13 protein-coding genes are annotated in these 18,113 nt (G+C 47.5%); 7 read left to right on the forward strand and 6 right to left on the reverse strand.

Going from position 1 to position 18,113, the window contains the following annotated elements; all coding sequences use genetic code 11:
- Positions 1-139 precede the first annotated feature (139 nt).
- A complete protein-coding gene (locus tag MHI52_RS28640; RefSeq protein WP_036667790.1) occupies positions 140-1,333 on the forward strand; it encodes an MFS transporter in 1,194 nt (397 codons plus the stop codon).
- A 187-nt stretch (positions 1,334-1,520) separates the two neighbouring features.
- Here the strand turns inward: MHI52_RS28640 and MHI52_RS28645 are convergent, their stop codons facing one another.
- On the reverse strand, positions 1,521-2,078 hold the full coding sequence (locus MHI52_RS28645) for a stalk domain-containing protein (RefSeq protein ID WP_353882398.1): 558 nt from the start codon (positions 2,076-2,078) through the stop codon (positions 1,521-1,523).
- Positions 2,079-2,339: 261 nt separating this feature from the next.
- Positions 2,340-4,073: a glutamine--tRNA ligase/YqeY domain fusion protein gene (locus MHI52_RS28650; RefSeq protein WP_127548964.1), complete on the reverse strand. Its 1,734-nt coding sequence runs from the start codon at positions 4,071-4,073 to the stop codon at positions 2,340-2,342.
- A 280-nt stretch (positions 4,074-4,353) separates the two neighbouring features.
- On the opposite strand from MHI52_RS28650, the gene MHI52_RS28655 reads away from it, so the two are divergent.
- Entirely contained in the window at positions 4,354-4,596 is a 243-nt protein-coding gene (locus tag MHI52_RS28655) for a DUF2164 domain-containing protein (protein ID WP_244988428.1), read from the forward strand.
- 127 nt (positions 4,597-4,723) lie between these two features.
- Positions 4,724-5,272 (forward strand): GNAT family N-acetyltransferase, encoded by a 549-nt coding sequence (locus MHI52_RS28660; RefSeq protein WP_036612698.1) that lies wholly within the window; start codon positions 4,724-4,726, stop codon positions 5,270-5,272.
- 113 nt (positions 5,273-5,385) lie between these two features.
- On the opposite strand, the gene MHI52_RS28665 is transcribed toward MHI52_RS28660, so the two are convergent.
- Positions 5,386-6,174, reverse strand: coding sequence for an SDR family oxidoreductase (locus tag MHI52_RS28665; protein WP_076209748.1), 789 nt, complete (start codon positions 6,172-6,174; stop codon positions 5,386-5,388).
- A gap of 27 nt (positions 6,175-6,201) precedes the next feature.
- Positions 6,202-6,702, reverse strand: a complete 501-nt coding sequence (locus tag MHI52_RS28670) for a GNAT family N-acetyltransferase (protein WP_127548957.1) — start codon at positions 6,700-6,702, stop codon at positions 6,202-6,204.
- Positions 6,703-6,969: 267 nt separating this feature from the next.
- Between MHI52_RS28670 and MHI52_RS28675 the strand changes: the two genes are divergently transcribed.
- Positions 6,970-8,169: a methyltransferase domain-containing protein gene (locus MHI52_RS28675; protein WP_405158055.1), complete on the forward strand. Its 1,200-nt coding sequence runs from the start codon at positions 6,970-6,972 to the stop codon at positions 8,167-8,169.
- A gap of 79 nt (positions 8,170-8,248) precedes the next feature.
- Here MHI52_RS28675 and MHI52_RS28680 read toward each other — a convergent pair whose 3' ends face one another.
- Positions 8,249-11,641, reverse strand: coding sequence for a GH36-type glycosyl hydrolase domain-containing protein (locus tag MHI52_RS28680; protein WP_405158056.1), 3,393 nt, complete (start codon positions 11,639-11,641; stop codon positions 8,249-8,251).
- A 161-nt stretch (positions 11,642-11,802) separates the two neighbouring features.
- A complete protein-coding gene (locus MHI52_RS28685) occupies positions 11,803-12,792 on the reverse strand; it encodes a LacI family DNA-binding transcriptional regulator (RefSeq protein WP_127548952.1) in 990 nt (329 codons plus the stop codon).
- A 724-nt stretch (positions 12,793-13,516) separates the two neighbouring features.
- Here MHI52_RS28685 and MHI52_RS28690 point away from each other — a divergent pair.
- The 3 genes from MHI52_RS28690 to MHI52_RS28700 all read left to right on the forward strand — a co-directional run bounded on the left by MHI52_RS28690 (position 13,517) and on the right by MHI52_RS28700 (position 18,092).
- The gene (locus MHI52_RS28690; protein WP_405158057.1) at positions 13,517-15,163 is read left to right on the forward strand and encodes an ABC transporter substrate-binding protein; all 1,647 of its coding nucleotides are present in this window, start codon (positions 13,517-13,519) and stop codon (positions 15,161-15,163) included.
- A gap of 109 nt (positions 15,164-15,272) precedes the next feature.
- Positions 15,273-16,301 (forward strand): iron-hydroxamate ABC transporter substrate-binding protein, encoded by a 1,029-nt coding sequence (locus MHI52_RS28695; RefSeq protein WP_405158058.1) that lies wholly within the window; start codon positions 15,273-15,275, stop codon positions 16,299-16,301.
- Positions 16,302-16,379: 78 nt separating this feature from the next.
- Positions 16,380-18,092 (forward strand): ABC transporter ATP-binding protein, encoded by a 1,713-nt coding sequence (locus MHI52_RS28700; RefSeq protein ID WP_036612711.1) that lies wholly within the window; start codon positions 16,380-16,382, stop codon positions 18,090-18,092.
- The last annotated feature ends 21 nt before the right edge of the window (positions 18,093-18,113 follow it).

An 18,113-nucleotide genomic window follows, 5' to 3' on the forward strand; every position in this document is an offset into this window, starting at 1 on the left:
GATATGTGTTTGACTGCATCAATTTCAAAACGTTCGCTATGCATTGAATCCCCTTTCAACAAATGATACATTGAACAATATGCATTTGAAAGGAATGGCTTAATTGGACAGACCTGCACCTTCAAGAGGCAATCCCTCATTGGTTTCTCTGAAACTATATAACTTTTTCATATATGGAGCCATCTCCATCTTCGCCGGATTCCTGCAGCTTTACCTGCAAGAGATTGGTATGACCAAACTGGAGATTGGCAGTCTGATGGCGATTGGACCCTTTGTATCCTTGTTTGCCAACCCGTTCTGGGGTTTCTGGAGCGATAAATCTCGCAACATTCGCATCATTCTGATGATTATGATGGGAGGCACATTTGTGCTCGCCCAAGGTGTATTCTATGCGCCCACGTATACGTGGATCTATGTAGCCATGATTTTCTTTTATTTTTTTCAAAGCCCATTATTTGCTCAAACGAACAGTCTGATTCTCGGATATATCGATGGTACAACCCAAAAATTCGGATCATTCCGGCTCTGGGGTTCACTCGGTTGGGCGCTGACTGCCGTCGCAGCCGGACCGCTCATTGACCGTTTTGGCATCGGCAGTGTATCTATTATATTTGCGTGCATGATTGCCACCGCCTTTGTATTATCCGTATTTCTACCCAGACAGCCGATCGCTTCGGATACACCGGTGGTTACTTTTCGGCGGTTTGGCAAAGTCATGTTCAATCCGTATTTTATGGCATTTATCGGCCTGGGTGTACTCGTATCGGTGCCTAATGCCATGAACAGTACGTTTATGTCACTATACATAGTAGAAATGGGTGGCGACAAACAGATGGTCGGCTGGGCCATCTTCACCTCATCCATTCTCGAAGTCGGCGTATTCCTGTTGCTCGATCGCTTACTCAAACGCAAAATGAGCATGCTCCTGGCATCTCTCATTCTGATCAGTGTGCTGTTTGCACTTCGCTGGCAGCTCATGGCACTGGCTAACAACCCACTGGAGATTGTATTCATTCAGTTGATGCACTCCATTACGTTTGGTGGGTACTTCTATGTGGGTACGCAACTGACCATGCTGTTCATTCCAAGACCTTACCGTTCCTCCGGTCAAGCGGTCTACACAATGGCCTGGGGCGGTCTCTCCGGCGTCATTGCCGGTCTGTTCGGCGGCTGGTTGTTCCAGAGCTTCGGTGCAGAAATCATGTATAGTATCGGCGTATTCTTCTCGCTCATCGGCGCTGTTGGATTTAGCATCATGTGGTTATCGAATCGACGTAACGGCTATCAGCCGGTTGTGTTGACGGAGATGGGCAATATGGATGAGGACAGATAATCTTTTGTTTGAAAAAGTTGAAAAAGATTTCCACTGGAGCACTACGAGGACAGAAGAATCTTTCGATCGCTGTTATCCCCGGATTTTTTTGATTCCCTTTTCAAAGGGTAAAATCCGGGGATAAAGCGGAGCTGTAATTCGTTCTATCATAATATGAATACGATGCTATTTTCTCTATAGATTTTAACTAATCATTAAACTGAACAAACACATGCATATACTTATCTAATCCTGGAAAACCGGTTGTACCTTTGATATCCAAGAAATTCAGTTTTTCTTTCCAGTCCACTCTTTCTTGATCGGAGTCATCAGTCGAGAGTTCAAAAATATATGCTAAGACAAATGCATCCATACTCGAGATCCCGTGTTTCAATTGTACCCACTCTTGAGGGAGCACAACTTGATTGTTACCCGCTGTGATTTCTTTGCCAGAGAAATTAAGAATCAGTTCTTGTCCTTCATTTTTAATCGTGGTGATTTTTTTCTTTCCATCCCATTTAAACGTTGCTCCAGATCGTTTAAAAACATCTTTCACTGGGATATAAATGGATTTATAAGTTGTTTTTGTTGCCTTTCCATCCTTTATGACACTTAGTTCAACTTTTTTTAGTGATGAATTGTACACATTCGCCGCACGTTCCTTAAAAGGTAGATCCATTAGGGATTGGTCCAAAGCAGCAGAGGCAACAGAGCCTACGCAGACAGCTAAAGTTAACATCAACAATAAAGAAACAAATCGCTTCATCTTGATTCCTCCTTGAAATTATTGTTCACATTAACTTAAACGCCGAAAGTTGGAAAAATGTTTATTTAAGTATCCCGTTGTATTAATAATTATTTTTTGTGTATCCACGCAGAACCAGGACTTGTATTAGTACAACCTTCTTTATCAATTGCAGGCGCACAAGAAAAAGGCGTCTCCATTGGCTTATTGCCCTGGAGACGCCTTTTACGTTCATAGATTTAAGTTTACTGCTAACCTATCGTCCTACCTATGCGCTTCACATTATGCCTTCGGCAGTTGGAATGAGCTCTTCAGGGATACGACCCGGTTAAATACCGGACGTCCTGGTTCGGAATGTTTCGGATCTACACTAAAGTAACCGTGACGGAAGAATTGGAATTTATCCTGAGCATTCGCTTCTTTCATCTCTTGTTCCACATACCCATTAACAATCTCAAGGGAGTTCGGGTTCAATTGATCCAGGAACGTTTTCTCCGGTTGCTCTTCCACAACCTCAGCTTCAGCCCCAGCTACTGCCACTTCCACCTCTGCTTCCGGTGCTTCATCCAGGATCAACGGCTCGTACAGACGGAATTCAGCAGGTACCGCTTGAGTCGCTTCTACCCAGTGGATTGTTCCTTTGACTTTACGGCCAGTGAATCCACTGCCGCTCTTTGTCTCCACATCATAGGTACAATGAATCTCGGTTACATTACCTTCTGCATCTTTGATCACATCGTTACATTTGATGAAGTATGCATGTTTCAGACGAACTTCGTTGCCAGGGAACAAACGGAAATATTTGTTCGGCGGATTTTCCATGAAATCGTCTTGTTCAATATAAATCTCACGGGAGAACGGAATTTGGCGATTACCCATCTCTGGGTTCTCCACATTGTTCTCTGCTTCAAGCCATTCCACTTGTCCTTCAGGGTAGTTGGTGATGACCACTTTGAGCGGATGCAACACAGCCATCGTGCGTGGAGCTTTCAGTTTCAAGTCTTCACGTACAAAGTGCTCCAGCGTTTGCAGGTCGATAACTCCATAGTTTTTGGAAATGCCTGTCTCATATACAAAATCACGAATAGCTTCCGGTGTATAACCCCGGCGGCGCAGACCCGAAATTGTTGGCATACGTGGATCATCCCATCCATCCACATGTCCTTCATCTACGAGCAGTTTCAGCTTCCGCTTGCTTGTTACCATCTGGGACAGATTCAGCCGACCAAATTCATATTGACGTGGTTGGTTCTCCATCTCACACTCGGCAATAACCCAATCGTAAAATGGACGTTGATCCTCGAACTCCAGGGAACAGAGGGAATGCGTTACACCTTCAATTGCATCTTCGAGCGGGTGAGCAAAGGCGTACATTGGATAGATACACCATTTGTCGCCCGTGTTATGATGATGTGCATGAGAAATCCGGTAAATGACCGGATCGCGCAGGTTGATATTCGGTGCAGACATATCGATCTTGGCACGCAGCACTTTCTCCCCGTTCTTGAATTCGCCTGCACGCATACGTGTGAACAGGTCGAGATTCTCTTCCACCGAACGATCACGGTACGGGCTGTTCTTACCCGGCTCCGTCAGCGTTCCGCGCATTTCACGGATTTCGTCGGCGCTTTGGTCGTCGATGTAAGCTTTACCTTTTTTAATCAACAAGACAGCACGGTTGTACATCTCGTCAAAATAATCCGAGGCAAAACGTTTCTCATTCCACTCGTATCCGAGCCATTTCACGTCTTCCTGAATCGATTGAACGTACTCTACATCTTCCTTGACCGGATTCGTGTCATCAAAGCGCAGATTCGTTTTGCCGCCAAATTCGCCGCCCAGCGTAAAGTTAATCCAGATCGCCTTGGCATGGCCGATATGCAGATAACCGTTCGGTTCCGGAGGAAAACGGGTAATAACTTCCTGGACTTTCCCAGACCGGAGATCTTCGGTAATAATATTTTTGATAAAGTTAGGTGGGGTTGTACGATTGTCCACAGGTATCAAACCTTTCATGAATGGATTGGAGCCTTAGGGAATTGCAGCAATTCCGGCTATAATTCCTTAATAACGAAGTCATTTCCTGAAAAAAACTATTTTCTTGGAAAGTTTCGTACGCGTTTCATTTAAATATACCTTTAACGGGGGAGGAGTTCAATAAAGAACGGCACCAAAGTCAGGATTAGCCGTGCATAAATAGGCCCTAAACCATTTTGACGGGTTCGCTCGAATCATGTAGCATGATAGTAAAAACAAATTAAAGGGAGGGTTTCCCATTCCATCGAACTCGCTTAAACTGACCAAAGAACAGCAGGATGAAGCCATTCGCACCATCCAGTCGTATTTCGAAGAGGAACGTGGCGAAGAACTCGGCGATCTGGCCGCTTGGGGTGTCCTCGACCTGTTCATGACACAGCTCGCTCCCTACATATATAATCAGGCACTCCGTGACGCACGCACAACGGTTAATCAACGCATGGCCTCAATGGAAGAAGACCTGTTTGCACTGGAGCAAAAGTTGCCCAAGACCTCACGTTAATCCACTACAAATACGTGTTCAAAAAATCTGGTTTTCATATTCGATGCTAATAATGCCGCTAGGCATAATTCGTAATCAAAAGTGGACTTTTTTGAACAACACTATACAAAGAAAGAAGGTTGCATTCATGTTTACCTATTCATTGGATGAATATACCGAACTCCGGCCACTGGCCATGGAACATACCAAACCACTGTTCGAACTGACGGATCGCTCGCGGGATCAACTGAGACATTGGTTGCCGTGGGTGGATCATGTGACAGAAGTGGAACACACCTCGAACTTTATTACCAACGCGTTAAAACAAGGTGCCGAGAATGGCGGATTCACCGCCGGAGTATGGTCAAAAGGGGATCTAGCCGGCGTCATTGGATTCCACGAAATTAACTGGACCAATCGCTCGGTAAGCATCGGATATTGGCTTGGCAAAGGTTTTGAGGGTCAAGGCTTGATGACAAGCGCTTGTCGCGTTCTGGTTGATTATGCTCTGGTGACCCTGGACCTGAATCGCGTCGAGATTCGCTCGGCAACGAATAACAAACGGAGTCGCGCTATCCCTGAAAGACTCGGATTTGTTCTCGAGGGGGTCATTCGTCAGGCAGAGAAACTGCCTAAAGGTTACGTGAACCATGCGGTGTACGGCATGCTTCAGCATGAATGGGAACTCTTGCGCTAATTCGCCTACATAATGAATCGGGAGTGATCTCTCCCAACATAATGGATCAACACGAATACCCTCGATCTCCACGTAATGTGGTGACAGAGGGTATTTTATTGTATCCATGACTTTTATAGTGCTCGGACCATACCACCATCCACGATCAATGAGGTTCCGGTAATGTACGTATTGGCTCCGGATAACAGGAATACCACCGCTTTGGCAAACTCCTCTGGTTGACCATAACGGCCCAGTGGAATCTCTTTACGGAATTGGTCAGATACCTCTTCCTCACTGATTCCGTTCTGCTCAGCCCGTGCTGCATCAAGCTCACGTATACGGTCTGTTGCAATACGTCCCGGCGCCACCGTGTTGATCAATATTCCGTATGGAGCCAGCTCCTGGGATAACGTCTTCGCCAATCCAAACACGCCAGTACGGAACGTATTGGACAGCACCAGACCCGGAATCGGCTGTTTCACCGAAGTTGAAGCGATATTGACAATGTGTCCTCCGCTTTCTTTCATATAAGGAAGAGCGCCACGAATCAGCCTTACATAACTGAGCACATTTAATTCAAATGCACGTTCCCAATCTTCATCCGTCAGTGACTCAAATGAACCCGATGGCGGGCCACCCGAATTGTTCACCAGAATATCAATCTGTCCAAACATTTCTGCTGTCTTGTGAATCAGAGCCTCAATATCTTCCTTGCGTGTCACATCGGTTGCACAATATTCCACACGTCCGCCACCACCAAGCGCCAGAAGCTCCTGCTTCACTGCTGCGAGCTTTTCTTCGCTCCGGCTGGCAAGCATGACGTCAGCACCTTCTGCTGCCAATTGAGCAGCCACCGCTTTGCCTAGCCCGCGACTGGAAGCCAGCACCAATGCTTTTTTACCCCTAAGTCCCATATCCATCGTTGTTCCTCCTCCTCAGCTATGTTTCTATTTGGTCTGGATAAAATAACCCATAAGAATATCGTCCACATATTTGCCTCCGATATAAAACTCGGAAACCAACCTGCCTTCCGTCACAAATCCACACTGTGTATAAAACGTGATGGCTCCCGGATTGCTGGAAAGTACGCGCAACCTGAGCTTGCGAACGCCTTGTTGGGCCGCATGCTGCTTAATGGCATCCATCAAAGCTGTGGCAATGCCACAACGCCGATCATGAGGATGAACCGCAATATGAATCTCGTAGACATGACGGTTGACGGGCATACCTGTGGCTGGATTAAAGCCCACATAACCACATACCCGCTCTCCCTGCACCGCAATCAATTGACTGCCTGGCGGGCAATGTTGCAGATATTGTTGTCTGGAACGCCATTGCATCGGTGCAGGAGAGGTGTATTTGTCCCATACCAGGGCATCCAACTCCATTAGCTGGGCTGCATCTTTAATCTCGGATGGACGAATCGTAAATGTATGGCTGGTAAGCATAATGATTCAACCTTTCGTGCTATAGTCGACAACGCTGTGCGTTACAACGTCGGGAAAGTTAAGAGAGTTAAGAACGTTGAGAAACTTAGGAATAGGAAGACATTGTTCGTTTACTCCACTATTTAAGTTTTTTGTTCTATATATTGTAGCATAGCCTCAGCTTTGACTAAAATTCCACTCGGTATTGAACCTTTTCGCAAAATGAAATAAACACTTAACCTTGCCGTAACGTCATGGTTTATACTGATTCGATAAGGAGGGGGATGCATGATGAACATCAAAGAGGCAGCAAGCAGGCTTGGTATATCGGCGAGAGCCATTCGTTTTTATGAGGAAAAAGGATTAATTCTCCCCGCCAAACAGTCCAGTAACGGGTATCGTACCTATACGGAGAATGATATCTGGCGGCTTCAGACCATTGCTGCGTTGCGTGAGATTGGCATGTCGTTGCAGGATATTACACACGCGCTCGGAGAGATCGATCAGGGGAACCAGCAACGGCTGGAAGAATATCTGGAGCTGCAACAGGCCGTCATGTATGCCCAGTGGATTGAGCTCAAACGTATGATGGATACAACCCAGCGCATGATAGACCTGAATCGTCAGGACGGTCCGCTGGATGTCAGCCATCTGCACGACCTTGCGGACAGTGCGCGTCGCCTGCGTGAAGCACGGCAGAACTGGCATGATCGGTGGAATTATGACATGCAGGCAGCCATCCATGATCAGCGAGTGCAGGCAGAAGGCAGAGTCAGTACTGAACACCCCAATTCAGAGGACAGGCATCATTCGGCCGACCCCTCGCCTATAAGCGATGAGAATGAAGTTTCACATCCAAACCATAATGCAGGTCATTCCACGCCGGGCGATTCCAATGATACGGTACAGTCTTCCTTTTATCTGTATCACAACTATGACGAAGCGCTCGAACAGACAGCTCATTGGATCTCTCCCGCCCTTGGTGAGAAAGGACTTGATATTGGTACAGGCACAGGTAATCTGGCTGGAAAACTGCTACAGCACGGCGCAGACATGACTGCAATCGACCAATCCCGGGAGATGCTACGCAGATGTCGTACCAAATATCCTGAGATGCATGTGAAACTTGGTAATTTTCTGGCGTTGCCTTTTACCGATCATTCCTTCGACTTTGTTGTATCCAGCTTTGCTTTCCATCATCTAAGTCCAGATCAGCAACTATTGGCTTTACAGGAGATGCAGCGGGTATTAACCTCGCGTGGACGTATCGGTCTAACGGATCTGATGTTTGTTGATGCGACTCACCGTGATTCCTATATTCGGCAGGCAGAAACCACAGGACACGAGGAACAGCTGCGCGCCTTACGCGAGCGTCACTTCCCTCTGCTGGGTGAGCTATGCAGCTGGCTGGAACAACAGGGCTATGTAACCAAGCATGTGCGGCATAATGAGCTGTTGTACACGTTGCTGGCGGTCCCGCTGCGCTAGTGGATTATGAGCATATGCCAAAAAGGCCATCCCGCCTTGATTAAAGGAGGATGACCTTGGTGTACATCATGCTATGAAATTACATATAGATATCAACAACCGTACGCTCAGTTGCACTGCGTGCTTGTCTGAACTCATCCAGTGAGATGCTTACTCCGCCTTGACGGTAACGGTTCGCTGTACGCTCAGTACGAATGTCTTTGCCATTCACCGCTACACGGCTCACAGCACCTTCGTTCAAGTGATAAATGAACGTCACTGGCTCACCCGCATACTCGAATTCGAATTGCATGCCGTTCAGCTCAGCTGGCAATACCGGGTCAATGACCAGATCGCCGCCCTCTTGACGAATGCCAAGCGCATTGGAGATCAGCTGGTTCATGTAGATTCCAGGGCCGCTGGAGTAGATTCTCCATCCGCCTTTCACTTGTACAGTCCCTTTACGAAGCTGGTCAAAATGCTCCTGTGCCTCGTAACGCGTATTAAACTTACCGTCCGAACTACTGAAGTATGAGTTCGCTTGGCGAATCTCCGCGTTAGGTACAACCTCGCCGATACCAACCGGGTTGATCATCGCGAGACCATTCCACACCTGATCTGTCTTACCCAGCTTCGCCATCGCTTCCACGTAACGGATATGGGCGTGCACATATTGCAAACCAATCTCACGTCCGAAGTTGGACGCTTGCTCTGCACGTTTGAAGTGTGTGCTTACACCACCAGCATATTGAGCTGGACGATTCATCAGACGCACGCCATCCGGGCATAGGAACTGCTCACGGATCAAGGCATAATGCGATTCTGCTTGCTCCGCATTCAGCAATTCACCGATCATGCTGCGCGTCATTGGCAACAGTCGATATTGAATGCCTGTCTCTGTGTCTGTTGGATGAAGCATCAGCTTCGCTTGGTCCGCTTCTTCCATGTATACAAAGCCTGGAATCACATCTGTGCCCAGCATGTAACGGTTAAAGTCCTCACGAATGCCTTGAGCCAGCACATCAAGCTCCTGTGCAAAGTCCGCATCCTTGAATTTCAGCGCTTGCGAGAGCACATTCACGGACTGATATGTCAATGCCACCGTCCAACTGCTTACCATGTATTGCTTCAGCTGTGCATTGGCTGGTTGGAGCGTATCATCCCAGTCGCCATCTCCGTAGGAAGACAGGAACGTATCGTGCAGGAAGTGCGAACGGATATATTCGATCTCTTTTTTCGCGTGATCCAGTACCGTTGCCGTCTCTTCCGTGAACCCGAAGCTATGTTTGACGGTATAAGGTACTTTCTCATCCAGGATTGCATAGTCGCGAGTCGCTGTCAGGTAATCCGCCAATACTTTCAACGGCCATACGATGATGTCGCCATGACTCTCTTCCTGTTGGATCGCAAAGTATTTATCAAACATGAACCATTGCGGCCAGTTGCCATCATCTTCATATTGGTGGGTATACACCATTTTGATGATATCGCGAACTTGCTCATATTTTTGCGTTGCCATAAAGTACTCCACCGGACCTTGGCACACATCTCGTGTACCCCAAGCCGCGCCACCGTACTGCTCCAAACCGTGAGGCACAGAATAGTGAACCAGCATATTGTGGGTGTACCACCAAGCCAGCGCATTTACTTTGAACAGATCCTCAGCACTCTGGCCTTCGCCACGGGACAAACGGAAACCGTTCATCACACCTGCGAAGAACTCGCGGTATGCCTGCACTTCCTCTTCAAACGTCAGGCTTGAACCTGCTACCACTCCGCTGTCCGCTTGACCTTCCAATACCCCTTGTACCTTCAGCGTCCATTCAGCACTCGCTTCCAGACTAAGCGTAACCAGTGATGCGGAACCACTGCGGATACCACTTGCCAGCAACGTTTCGTCCCCTACATTCACAGCTGCGCCGTCCACCGACATGCGGTATTGCAGATCTGGGTACGTCCCTGCACTAATCGCTTGTGGATCAGCCTTGAAGATCAAAGTATCGCCATCCTGCGTCATATGCAACGGATACTCGTATTCATTCACATTCATCGTAATCTGGTTTGTTACCAGGTAACGGTATGCCGTGCCACTTGTGGAGCGTACGTTCATGCTCACTTCAGTGGTGTGTGCCCCTGTGTAGTTCGTCACGATGATCGTATCGGATGCCGTTTTGTAGATCCAACGTACATAGTTGAAGCCAATCTCGAACAGGGAAGGCATCGTCAGCAGACGATATTGTCCGTCCATTTCCACATAGATGCGTTGTCCCGCCGTTTTCGGCACGTTTAATGCATTGCGGGCATTACTGATCATTTTATTAAAATTGGTGTTACCAATAACGAGTTGTGAGTTGAAAATACCGTACATATACGACGTTGTCGTAATAACCTGTGCTCCAAGTTGCACGTTGCCACCACTCATCAGAATGTGACCGTGTGGACGCTCTACGAGCAGTTCTTTTGCTTTCAGAACGATATGCTCATAGCTACCTGTGAAGAAGGACAACAGTTCCTCACCACTGTGCTCTTCCTGATGACGATCAGGAAACAGATCATGAATCTCATCTTGCGTCAGATCAAGTGTTACCAGCGGTTCACCCAGGAAGGAGGACAGTTTCACCTGTTCCAACGTATCGCCGTTTTCCACAGTCAGAGCCTGTACTTCATTCCATGCTGCGGTAACTTCATCTCCGAACTCCAGTGCAGAGATTCCTTCGGCATGATTAGGCTTCGCCAGTCCATAGAAGACCACCTGAGCTTCTCCGTTCAGATTCAGCAGTTCAGATTGCAATGCCGTATAGGCAAATTCATACTGATATGTCTCATTTGCCAGCGTTGGGTGATTCAAGCTCTCTGGTTGATTCGTTTCCTTGTATGACAGACCGAAGAATTGGAATCCATCTGTGGAGTAACCAACTGCTTTGGTCAGGGAACCTTGTTGCATATATGGAAATGCACCGCCCTGAGGCTGGTTTTGACGGGAACAAACGACATAACCTTTCGCCTCATCTTCAAACACCGTATGGTCAATGTATTGTGACAGATAAGCCTCATTACTACGTACCGCACCTGGATCTGCAAGCCCAACATCCTGTCCGTATACCACATCTACGTTATGTTGTTGTCCTGTGAGCTTCACATCCCAGAACCATACACCTTGAGGTGTAGCTGTAAATACGACCTGATAGCCAATGCCTTTTTTGCTACCTTCCAGCTGGACTGTGCCCTCCCAGATCAACTGGTTGCTGGATTGTGCCTTGCTTGTAATCACCTTGCTGTTCGAACGTACACCGAGCAACGGGAACGAGCTGATATTCTCTCCCTCATGTACACGCAGGTACAGGTTGTTCAATGATCCATCAATCTGGTTGCTGAGCAACTGGTTTAACATCGTTGTACCGGATGTAGCCTGGTATAGGTCGCCACTGTTCAAAAAGGTAAAGGATAACTCTCCGGCACTTAACCGGATCGGTTCATTAATCATCGTTGTCATAAGGTTCACTCCTTGAATTAGTTAAAATCGAAACGTTTCGATAAATCTGAAAAAGAATAGGGGCCTCTTCAAACCGGCTTTTTAAAGCCCGTCCGGACGATAACCCCATCATTAAACTTTCACTTCAGCATGCGGGTAGTTCTTTGTTGTTCAGACTCGTTCTAAACCGAACGTACAGAGCTGCGCTCGATCATATTAATCGTTAACGTATATGAAGGGTCAACCGCTTCGCCATTGAGCATCTGGAATAATAGATGTCCGGCGAGCGAACCGGCTTCATGCTTCGGCTGGCGTATCGTTGTCAGCGGTGGATGCACATATTCGGACAACTGAATATCATCAAAACCGATCACGGAAATATCATTTGGCACCGATACACCACGCTCTTCCAATGCCTTCAGGCCGCCAATCGCCATCTCATCGTTACCGTAAAATACCGCTGAGGGAAGATCGCCCTGCATGATCATCATCTTGGTTGCACTGTATCCGCCCTCACGTACAAAATTACCGCTCAGACGCCATTTGGACTTTTCTTCAAGTCCCGCTTCCCGCATCGCTCGCAGATACCCTTGGTAACGGAGCGCGTTGTCATACGAGTTGGATGGACCGCTGATATAAGCAATCTTCTGATGTCCAGCCTGGATGAGGTGGCGGGTAGCAAGGTAACCGCCCTGCTCTCCATCCACCAGCACGTTGACTAGATGGTCACTCGACAGCTGACGATCCATCACAATGATGGGAAAACGATGACCGGCAGATTCTACCAGAATATCATCATGAATGTTATGCGCCAGAATGATGGCTCCATCTACTCTTTTTTCACGCAAAAATCGCACTGCCGTTGAATCCCGTCCACCCATGGAGCTGCAAGCAATCAGGTCATATCCGTTCGCGAGGGCTACATCCTGTACACTACGGATCAACTCCGAGTAATACGGGCCCGACAGATCGGTCAGGATCAAAGCGATCGTGTTTGTCCGGCTCCGTTTCAGGTCCATGGCAAAGCCGTTCTTGCGGTAATTCAGTTCTCGTGCTGCCTCAAGCACTTTAGCCTTGGTCTTGGCACTAACCTTGCTATCCCCGCTCAGCGCATAGGAAGCAGTCGAGAGTGCTACACCTGCCAGCTTTGCCACATCCTTAATCGTTGCCATTCCACGTTCGCTCCTTCTAAACTATATATAAGTTCAACTAAAGAATATTTACACTTACCACTCCGATGACAGAATAACCTTCCGATCGCTGTTATCCCCAGATTTTTTTTAATTCCCTTCTTCAAAGGGAAAATCCGGGGATAAAGGCGAACGCTTCGCTTCTTCACGTTATTTCTGTCCTCTCCGTTCTCGCGTAAAAAGTTTAGTTGAACCTATAAAGAACAAATTCAAGGTTACCCACATTCTATACGATACATGGTTAGAACAACCACTAAATCCTTCATGATCGTTTATTAATCTTTTTACATATCATAGCGATGGATGTCAATCGAAACGTTTCGAGGTGTTCTCAAAAAAAACCCTCGTTTCCATCCTTATGGGACCACGCTTGAATGCATCCCGCTCCAGTCCGTACCATTAGTGATGGTCATGACACGTCTTTCAATCTGGCGCTCTATAAACAGTTCGTGCCTAATACAATGAAACTGGCAGTAAACGCCAGATTGAAACGTTTCGACATTTTCATTATAGTCGGTGTTGATAGCGATTTCAACCACTTTATCTATTTTTCAAATAAAAAGTTGATTTGTTCAATCTGTCCATCCACGTCACTCCGTTTATAGTATATACTGCATAATAGTCGAGATCCGAGAATTACGCCAGTACACCAGGGGTATGAGACGAATACTGTCCCTGCTGACTTATGTAAGGAGACAGTTATCAAATGAATATTTCCAAGCCTATTTACCATAAAAAATCGCTGTCCCGTCCCATTTCCTTGCAGAAGATTCAGTCCGTACCTGTTGCCCTCTTCAAGCTGTGCCATCTGGTGCAGCTTCACGACCGCGAGGCATTCTCCCGCATAGATGAGATGTGGAGCACTCTTCATGTGCTATACGTCATTACTGCTGGCCAGGCCAGGCTGATCAGTGCAGAGGGTAAACTGACATTAAATGCAGGCTCTGCAGTCGTTCGACAAGCTGGAACCCTGCTTCAGCACGAGAACAAACGCGGCTCCCTGTCGCCAGTACAGGGCATTGCTATTGCTTTTGATTCCACTGAAAATGAACAGCTGTTCTGGCCGTTCGGGATACCAGTTCCCATTGCGAGTCGTACTCTCACCGACAGGGCAGTAGAGCTGGTTCAAGCCAGTACGGCAGGCCGTGATTCCAGCCCCTTTAGGCCACATATGCTTTTCTATGAGTTACTGGATATTTTGCGGGATCATGTGACTCATTATGCTCATGAAGATCACTCCTGGCTTGATGCCGTGCTTAGACATATCCATCAGATGTATACCCATCCGCTGACCCGCGAACAATTGGCTAGGGATGCAAATGTGAGTCCTGAGCATTTTTCACGGGAGTTCAAGAAACATACAGGTCTTACGTTTGTTGAATATGTGACCCGTCTCAGGATCCGGATGGCTCAGGAGCATCTGTTGTTCGCGAACCCTACGCTACAGGAGATTGCACAACTGACAGGCTACAGGGACACCTTTTATCTGAGCCGCAAATTCAAACAGATGGTTGGATCAGCACCAACACACTACCGAAAAATGCCCAAGAAGATTGTATCTTTGACTTACAATTATACAGCCTCACTTCTGGCACTGGGCCATGCTCCCCACATGGGCGCCGTCGCCAGCTGGATGGAAGAAAAACTGGGGGAACATGATCATGATGGTCATGAACCATTTGAGCGACATTCCGAATATGAGCTGGTTAGACATACGGATCTGATTGCACACGCTCAGCCCGATGTCATTATCGGGTATGCACCGCATCCCGCTTCCGATGAACTACGTCTGATCGCACCGACCATTCTAATGCCTTTTGAGGAACTCGATTGGCAGGAGCAGCTTCTTCTTTTGGGTCGAATCACAGGGCTTGAGTCCAATGCACAAGCTTTGTTAGATCAATATCATCAACTTGAGCAAGAAGCCAATCATACGTTGGACCAACAAATGGAAGGAACACGAGGGTCCGCCGTTTGCATGTTTATGATTGGAGAAGACGGAGCTTATATCTACGGTCATGGCTGGGGCAGAGCTTCTCATGTGCTGTATCAATCGCTGGGCTTCACTCCGCCCTCACGTATGGAGCAGGATGGACAGTTACTTACGGGGTACGTTCATGTTCCGTTGTCCGAGATTCACTTGTATGCCGCAGATCACATGTTTGTCGCCTTCCCTGAGGAACCTGCCGAACGAGAAATGCTGGATAACTTGCTGAATCAGGAATCTTGGGGCACCCTCTCTGCCGTTCGTGAAGGACGCGTATACGAGATTGATGCCGACATGTTCTATGGATTTGATCCCCTGTCCGTTATGGAGCAGTTGCAGCATATCATGCGTCACCTCACATCATAATTGTCCATGCTGTAGTGATCATAGTTGTCCATGTACAAATATCACATCTTCCTCTATGTTATTAATGAGAATAATAATCATTATTGATTATACACAGGGGGAACAAAATATGTTTGCTGCAAAAAAACGCTTTTCCGGCTTGCTTCTTATGCTCGCCATCATTATGATTCTGGCTGCATGTAGCAGCGGAACAGGCTCGACTGCCACTGAACAGACATCGGCAGCGGGAACCGAAACAACAACAGCCTCTTCCGAGACGAACACAGACACATCGTCCGGTTCGGATAATTCGAATGGCACACGGATCTACAAGTCATTAAGCGGGGATGTTGAGATTCCGGCTGAACCGAAACGGATCGTTACAGATATGTACGTAAGTGATCTGCTCGCACTGGGTGTGAAACCCGTTGGGGCTGTTCAATATTATTTGGAAAACCCGTTCTATGCCGATCAGGTGGCGGGCATAGAGAGTATTGGTGATCGGGCGGCGGTATCCATGGAGAAGGTTATTGCCTTGAACCCGGATCTGATCATTACCTACTCTGATCAGGCCAGCGAAATTGAGAGTTATCAAAAAATCGCACCGACCGTGGTCATTCCATATGGTACATTCACCAATGTACATGACGAAATCCGGGGATTCGGAGAGCTGATGAACAAATCCGAAGCAGCCGAAGCTTGGCTGAAAACGTACGATGAACGGATTGAAGCCGCTCGCGCTAAGGTGAAAACAGTCATTAAACCGGAGGAAACCTTCTCCATCCTTGAAGTATCCGACAAGAGTTATTATGGATATGGAGACAATTTTGGTCGAGGAGGACAAGCGGTTTACAGTGCTTTGCAACTTGCCCCACTCGAAATCACCAAAAAAGAACTGATGGGTGATACCCAATGGAAAGAAATTTCGCGTGAAGTTGTTGGTGATTATGCAGGGGATCATATCTTCTTAACCGTTGGAGAGAACACTAAAAATTACCAAGGTGATTCCATCTGGCAATCCCTGCCGGCTGTGAAAAACAATCAGGTGTACGAATTGTTGGAAGACCGTTACTGGTACTTCGACCCGATTGCGATTCAAGGTCAGGCTGAAGAATTTGCCAATATGATCGTAGAACGTGCCGAGCAAAACCGTAAATAACATAAGCATGAATACAGGTGTCCGGACAGGCTAATAAGCCTGCTCGGGCATTTATGTCATATTGAGGAGGACTTACATATGCTTCGCCGTTTTATGTCTTATTATCGTCCTTACAAAAGACTCTTTATCTTGGACTTCTCCTGTGCCATCGCTGCCGCTCTGCTGGAGCTGGCCTTTCCACTTGCCGTGAACCGGGTGGTCGATCAACTGCTTCCGGCTGGCAATTGGTCCATGATCTTAGCGGCGTGTGTTGGATTGCTCGGCATCTACCTGCTCAGTTCCTTTTTCCATTATGCAGTGACCTATTGGGGCCACAAGCTTGGCATTAACATCGAATCCGATATGCGGCGTGAACTGTTCCAGCGTGTACAGAAACAGTCCTTCCGCTTCTTCGATAACAATAAGACTGGACATCTGGTCTCCCGCATGACCAACGATCTGATGGATATTGGTGAGATCGCGCATCACGGACCCGAGGATCTATTCATTGCCCTCATGACACTCGCCGGAGCTTTCGGGATTATGCTGGGGATCAACTGGCAGTTGGCTGTGATGACGTTCATCATCGTGCCGCTGATGATCTACCTGTCGCTGTATTTCAGTCGCAAAATGTCCAAGGCGTTCAAGCGCATGTTTGCGGATATCGCCGATTATAACGCACGAGTAGAGAACAATGTGAGCGGCATCCGTGTGGTACAGGCTTTTGCCAATGAAAAACATGAAGTAGGACGTTTCGTTGAGAACAACGAACGTTTCCGGCTTACAAAACTAATCACCTACCGTATTATGGCCTGGAACTCTTCACTCAGTTTTATCCTGATGAAATTTGTATCGCTGTTTGTACTCGTGTGCGGAACCTGGTTTGTTATTCAAGGAAGTATGACTTACGGGGAGTTCATCGCTTTTGTGATGCTCTCCAATGTATTCCTCGGACCGATCGAGAAGATTAACTCTGTCATCGAGACGTACCCTAAAGGCATCGCCGGATTCAGACGTTACCTGGAGCTGCTTGAAGCTGTACCGGATGTAGAAGATACACCCCAGGCAAAACCGATTCCGGATGTCAAAGGTGATATTGCTTTCCATAACGTTACCTTTTCTTATGGAGAACACAAACCTACGCTGTCTCAGGTTAATCTGGATATCCAGGCAGGCCAGACGGTTGCTCTGGTTGGACCTTCGGGCGGAGGTAAAACGACGTTATGCAGTCTGATCCCACGTTTCTACGATGTGGATGCAGGACATATCTCCATTGATGGCATTCCGGTGAAGGACATGACGCTGGAATCACTGCGCTCCCATATCGGGATTGTGCAGCAGGATATTTTCCTGTTTGACGGAACAATTCGTGAAAATATTGCATACGGCAAACTGAATGCTTCCGATGAGGAAATCTGGCAAGCCATTCGCCGGGCCCAATTGGAAGAGCTGGTACAATCCCAGCCAGATGGACTGGACACCATGATCGGTGAACGTGGCGTGAAATTGTCCGGCGGACAGAAGCAACGTTTATCCATCGCAAGAATGATCCTGAAAAACCCACCTATTCTCATTTTGGATGAAGCCACTTCCGCGCTCGATACCGAGACGGAAGCTGCCATTCAACTGGCCTTGTCCGAGCTGGCTCAGGGCCGTACGACATTGGTGATTGCCCATCGACTGGCGACCATTAGACACGCCGATCGCATCGTGGTGGTGGAGAATGGCAGCGTTGCTGAACAAGGAAGTCATGAAGAACTGCTCGCGCGTAAAGGCTCGTACAGCCGACTGCATCAAGCCCAATTTGGTTAAATGCAATGACAGAACAACCCT

This window comes from Paenibacillus sp. FSL H8-0283 (assembly GCF_045040675.1).
Classification (GTDB): Bacteria; Bacillota; Bacilli; order Paenibacillales; family Paenibacillaceae; genus Paenibacillus; species Paenibacillus amylolyticus.